At 41.2% G+C, this 6574-nt stretch carries 3 protein-coding genes and 1 pseudogene; all 4 read left to right on the forward strand.

Annotation, left to right across the window (positions count from 1 at the left end; translation table 11 throughout):
- Nucleotides 1–492, forward strand: a pseudogene (locus ACFG4S_RS00005) (hypothetical protein); the annotation flags it as partial.
- Between the two features lie 5 nt (nt 493–497).
- Nucleotides 498–1910 (forward strand): hypothetical protein, encoded by a 1413-nt coding sequence (locus tag ACFG4S_RS00010; protein ID WP_392529928.1) that lies wholly within the window; start codon nt 498–500, stop codon nt 1908–1910.
- A 143-nt stretch (nt 1911–2053) separates the two neighbouring features.
- Entirely contained in the window at nt 2054–3820 is a 1767-nt protein-coding gene (locus tag ACFG4S_RS00015; RefSeq protein WP_392529930.1) for a type IV secretory system conjugative DNA transfer family protein, read from the forward strand.
- 86 nt (nt 3821–3906) lie between these two features.
- Nucleotides 3907–6162 (forward strand): hypothetical protein, encoded by a 2256-nt coding sequence (locus ACFG4S_RS00020; RefSeq protein ID WP_392529929.1) that lies wholly within the window; start codon nt 3907–3909, stop codon nt 6160–6162.
- Nucleotides 6163–6574 lie beyond the last annotated feature (412 nt).

The raw sequence follows: 6574 nt of genomic DNA on the forward strand, positions 1-6574 counted from the left end.
ATTCACATTCGCCGTATCGAGACAGTCAAAATCCCCGGTTTACCACAAGCTCCTTACGGGGCGCACATGACGGTGATTACCGAATCTGGCTCAACAAGGAAAAGCTATCACTTCCGGATTGTAGCGGGCAGTGGCACACCAGAGTACAGCCAAATTGAAATTATTGGCGACACTCCCAGTAAACCTGAAGAAGTAAAACCAAAGGTCAGTTACACCGCATTATCTGATAGCAGACATATCGCCAAAGGGATGCAAGTTGCCCTCAAAAACCAGTGGGTTACGACAGACAGCAAGCTCTGGAAGCGTCTGAACCAACTTGTGGAGTTGCGATCGCAAGGAGAGGAACTTGTCGTCGCCGCCAGCACCGCCGGAGTATCAATGCAATTGGTTGAAAAACTCATGCTGTTGGGTGGAAAGCGCTTGTTAGAAATACCACCACAGCGTAATAACCCTCTCACAACAACAAATCCAGGTAAAACAAGTTTTAGATAACAGTGATGTATACCGAAAATCTCACCTCTAACAACCAAATTTTAGATACTACAGCAGAGGTAACTGCGATTGTACCAGTGAGAGCTGCAAGTCAGGAAACTACTCACAACAAAACCAATCGAGGGCTTGAGTATCGGATGGAAAAATTTAATAAATTACGCTACCTAATGGTTGCAGGACTTATTGCAGGGCTTGCCCTGCACGGATTAATCCGATATGGAGGTAGCTATAATATCGGCAGTCTCTTATTCGGCGATAAAGCGGTAGCTCAAACAGTTTCATCGAAGTATTCAAATTTGAACACTTCGACAGATAAGACAAAACAAACCAAACAACCACAGCCCGTTGCAACTAAATACGTCAATGGCGCACCTACTCCCGATTGGAGCAGTATCACGTTTAGAAACATGAAATTTGGCGGTGCTGGCAGTGTCGAATTCCCTAATATCAAAAACCCTGGTATGAAGGAGACACGCACCTGGAGTGCTGGGCAAAGCCTTGCCGAAGTCATGGAACTGGGTGATTTTGAAGCAACTGAGTTCAATATTGAAGATTTCACGCTTGGAGATATCGCTGACATCACGGGCGTTCAACTTAAAAATCTCAAACTGTCAGATTTTGAAACACTCGATTGGCAAACACTCGAAGACCTCGCCGAAGCAATTCCTAATTTAGAAGATTCAGAAATCGCAGCCATCCCACCAATTCAAGAACTAGTGACCAAAGTTACAGGCAGCACCGCAAGCTACCAAACTGTTGGTGAGGTGCTGGACAATTATCCCCAACTGGGAGAAGTGGAACTTGGTGAGTATGTCAAACTTGATAAATATAAACTAACCAGCATCCCTGGTATTGAGAATGCACAGCTAAAAGACTTTACTAACTGGCAAAACACAACAATTGGTAAGATTCCGGGATTGGCTGATGTACCGTTTGATCGGTTCCCCAGCGTTCCCATCCCCGATGTTAGCTTTATCGGCAAAGTAGACTTACCCCTCGGTTCCCTTGAAAGCGGACGCTGGAAGTCAATAAGTGGTAGTTACCAAGCTGGGTTTAATGTCCCGTGCGAGAAAACCTGTGGTCACATCGAAGTTTCGGGTAGCGATATTGTGACTGGCGCACAATGGATGTCCGGTAAAGACCAAAAAGTTAAAGGCGGATTCGGCATCTTGGGCAGTCTCAACGGTGGAAAAGAACCCACAGGTCGTCACCCCTTTGGGAAATCATTTAAACAAGTCATCTGGGATATTAACGAGGCGGACGGCAGTATAACCACCGCAATGTTCTTCCGTATTTGCAAGCGGGGGTGGGTTGACTTGGGTTGCTCGCCATACTTCATTGGCCCAGTTCCCTTCTTCACCTACCGCGAGATAGACCCAATTATCCTTGGTACGCCCCTCACCGTACCTAAAAATTAACAAGTAAAAAGGCAATCATAGAAGAATTTATCCTCTCTAATTTTTGGCTTGAAGAGGACACACTAGACAACCAATGAAGAAATATGCAACTTCACTTCACCGCATATTTCTTCGATTTCCTCATGCAATTAACACAGATTAATATGAATAATTATCTGTTTGCAACGGCTAAAACTAAGACAGTTAGAGAAGTAAAAGCAAACAATAAAAATAGCAATACTGACATTAGTAAATATACAGATAAGCTCATGTCACCTCAAGGTTTGGCACTGGCCGGGGGAATTGGCTTATTGTTGCTTTTACAGCTTTTTAGTAATGGTAAAAAAGGCAAGCTTGCTACTAGCTATTGGGGTGGAGCAAAGGAAACCGCTCAAGCTAAGAAAAAAGCCCTCAAGCAAATCGTCGCTCCTAAGTGTGATAGCGCCAGTTTATATATTGGAGTACACAAATACAAGGGTCAAAAATTACCCAAGGGGAGTGGAGGAGTCCCAGTTTATGTACCCGATGTCCAACGCGGAACTGCTGTAATTGGCGCACCCGGTAGCGGTAAATCATTCTCAGCTATCAACCCGATGATTTACTCAGCAATTGACCAAGGTTTTGGTATAGTACTATACGATTTCAAGTATGCCAGTCAAGCCAAAATCGCCAACTATGCCAAATCCAAGGGGTATGACGTACATATCTTTGCACCGGGATTTCCCGAATCAGAGGTATGTAACCCAATCGATTTTTTACGCGACAGTAGCGATGCTGAAACCGCACGGCAGTTAGCTACGGTAATTAACAAAAACTTCCGCCTGTTAGGTAATGCGTCTGAGGATGCCTTCTTTGGCCCAGCCGGCGACCAGTTGACGCAGGCTATTTTAATGCTAACTAAAGAGTTTGGCGACCGCGCTGATATTATGACGGCTGCGGCAATACTTTCCAGCGAGAAGATGGTCGAACGCTTGATGGCAGCCGAACTAAATCCTTGGATTAGGATAGCTTTTGGTCAATTATTTAGCTCGGCTGGTTCAGAGAAAACTGTAGCGGGTATTGCTGGTAGTGCTTCATTGATGTTCACCCGGTTCATGGCAAGGGGTACATTGGGATGCTTTGTCGGTAAAACAACCTTGCCCTTGGAGGTAAAACGCAAACAGATGATTATCTTCGGGTTAGACCGCGAACGCCGCGATGCTGTCAGCCCCCTGATGACCAGTATTCTTCACATGGTAGTTTCCCGCAGTATTGCCAAAAAACGTAAGGAAGACGGCCCATTAGTAGTGTGTCTTGACGAGTTGCCAAGTATCTTTCTTCCAGATTTATTTAGATGGCTTAACGAATCTCGTTCCGAAGGATTCTGCGGTATCCTGGGTTGGCAAAATATGGGTCAGCTTGAAAAGATTTATGGTAAAGAAATCTCTAAAGCTATCCTTGGTGCGTGCGGTACAAAATTTGTTTTTAATCCTGGTGAAGAAGAATCAGCGCGATTATTTTCTGCATATTTAGGGGAAGAGGAAATTAAATATAAACAAAAATCCCGCTCAACGGGAGGGGGTAAATCCAGCACATCTATCAGCGAACAAGAACGGACTCGCAAGCTATTCGAGCCAGCCCAATTCCTCAAATTACCACCTGGTAAATGTCTATTTATCAACCCGGCTTATAGTAATAAAAATGAGGGTTCAGTACCACTATTAAAAAATATCAAAATCCCCAAATATATCATTGGATTAGAACAAGAAAATGACGCTAAATGGGATAAATTCATCAAAGAGCTTGCTAGAAAAAGTACCCAGAAAAAACCGACACAGGAAGATTTAGATTTACGAGTCAAAGAAGTCGCTCGGAAGTTTCCTATCCCACAAGCACCAGTACAAGCAGGCAATGCACCGTTACCTGTTGATGCGTACAAGAGCTTTTTCTAAAAACTTTAAGTTTAATGACCAACTGGTTTTTATAAAGCACAGTCAGACTGTTTGAATTTATAAAGTATTTTCACCACATCTAATATATGTTTGACCCCAGGCACACTCAAATTAATGAATCATATTTAGGTACAGCCGATACTGCAATTCAAACAAGTCGACAATTAAGTAAAAGCCTAATCAATGCACTTACTAAGATAACTAAAGTAATTCTCGAAAAACTCAAAGAAGCTCAAGAAGCAAGTAAAATTGCCGTTGAAGTTGGCAAAGATATTTACAATCTTGTACCTGATGAATCTACCCCTGGTGCATATAAATGGGAAAAGGTAGATTTAAGCAGCCAAAGTATAAAAAGCAATCAAGAAACTAATATTGTGTTAATGCCCGATTTATTAGTAGAAGGTCAATACACAATAGAAACTGAACCTTTTACTGACTATCAAGCACAAACAATTGCTGCAAGATTAGTAGAAGATGTACCTAATTTCAATAGTGATTATCAGCAAACAAGTGATAATACTCTAAAAATTACAGCTTATCTAGAGTCAGATGGTTCAGAAAAACAAATCGTTATCTACGAACAAAATAGCGAAGGTAAATGTACAACTAATCTCGTCACTGAAATACTTACTCCAGATGAAATAATAGATGTGGCAAGTGAACCATTAGTTAAGCTACTATCTCCATCTGCTGACATTATTAACAATTATAAAGATACAAAAGATGATAATGAAAATTTAACTGCTATAGAAGACAATTCATCGTTAGATGATAGTCAATTTCCGACCAATAAGTTAATACAATATGAAAACAGTTCGCCCATAAATCAAGAAATAAACTCATCTGTTGAAATAGAGGTAGATAACAGGTTTGAAGATGATGTGGTCAATAATCTTCAAGAAGAAATCGCACAGTCCGAAGAAACTATTCCAATTCGACGGATAGTTACTAGTAACCATCAATCTCAAAGTCAAGCTGAAGAGGAGGTAAATAAAAATGTAACTCCCAATCAGTTTTTTGCACAAGAGCCAGAGGAACAAGCAACTAATAAGCGAAAAAAATATGCACCTGAATTTACCTATCAAGAAGTAGCTAATTCTCAAGATGTAGAGCCAGCAGCGCAACAGTGGGCGCGTCAGGTTGAAGTACCTATTTATCAAATTAATAATAAACAAGCGCGGGAAGAACGTTACAACGGGGAAAATAAAGACATTGCTGAAACTGCAACGGCAATGTTAAAAAAATACGGCACTCTTGAACAAGATGGGTCACGTATTTACCGTAGCGATACATTTGTGATTCGCCAACAGGGAGACACTGTTAGCATTCATCGCCGCAGTGATGAACTATTTGGGTGGGAGAACTCTTTGATGGATTTTAAACTCAACAAAAAAGAGGAACCCAAAATCACGAAAAAGCCTACAGAGATGTTACCTGTTGAACGTCAGGAGTTTCTCATTGTGGCAGAATACTTAGGCGACAATGGCAAGCTACCTGACCTCAACAATACCGATATCCGTGATGTAGCAAACAGCTTGGGAAGTCTTGCACCTGCCGGCACGATTAAAACGCTGGAAGTATTTAAACAAAATGAGATGTTGCACACCCTGAATAATGTCCTCATCCAGGCTGATAAGGAAGAACTTACAGTAGGTGAATTTACCATCAAGCGATCGCGCAACCCCGAAAAAAATCGAGCCAGCTTGCAATTATTTAAAACTACCGAAGAAAAAGGTACTCAGGAACTTGTCCGGTTTGACCTAACTAAAACCGAAGCCGGCATTACCAAAGAAGTCAGCAAAATGAATATCTCTGAGTACGATATCAACCAAATTAAGTTTATTGCCCAAAACGCCAGCAAACTCAACCTGGAACAAATCTTTGGTGACGAACAATCTACTCCCACCGCCGCATCTGCATCCAAAAAACGAGTAATACAAGCAGTTGGCGATCTGCCTGTCACAGTTCACCCTTACATCGCCGAGGAATGGGCAAATATGGTCAAGCATGGTGGCCCTGACTGGGGAGGGGCAATGAATCAAGGCAATGAAGAAATTCTACAACGGATAAATGAGAACAACGGTAAGTTACCAATTGCCGACCAGCGAGAGATGTACTTCAAGATTATGACCTACAAGGCAACTGAAGCACAAAAGCAAGGAGAAACAGTCGTCGATTTTGTTCCGCTTAAAGATATTATGAATGACTTGCAAGTATGGCGAGGAGAAGAAATTCAGCAGCAATATACCCCTACTGAACACATACCCTCTTCTCAAAAGCAAACTGTCGCTGCTGCACCTAAAACCAAGTCAAGAGAAGTTGAACGAGAAGTTGAACTATAAATTCCGTCACCAAGTTTGCAAAGTTGCATTGGCAATATAAAAACTTCGGTTTAGAAGTTACGTAAATTTACATCAATTGCAAATTTCAAATTCAACAAGCTTTTCATTTATTTAAATCATTAGTTTATTATTTTAAATAACACAATTCAAAGAAAAATTACTACGTAAAGCTCACGCAAATACTCAATGTAGTATTTCAAGCGAAAAATCAAAAAGTGAGCTTAACATCTGAATTAAAAAATAGAAATTCACCTATCAGGGAATGGTTTGACTCTAGACTAAATCAGACATTTATTAAAATGATTAATAGCCATAATCAAATATTAGAAAATCAAGAAATTATTAAACCAGTTGATGGTGTAGATTTTCCATTAGTAGGAAATGCGATCGCCAAAGCACTTGCTAAGTATCT

This window comes from Nostoc sp. C117 (assembly GCF_043099735.1).
Classification (GTDB): Bacteria; Cyanobacteriota; Cyanobacteriia; order Cyanobacteriales; family Nostocaceae; genus Nostoc.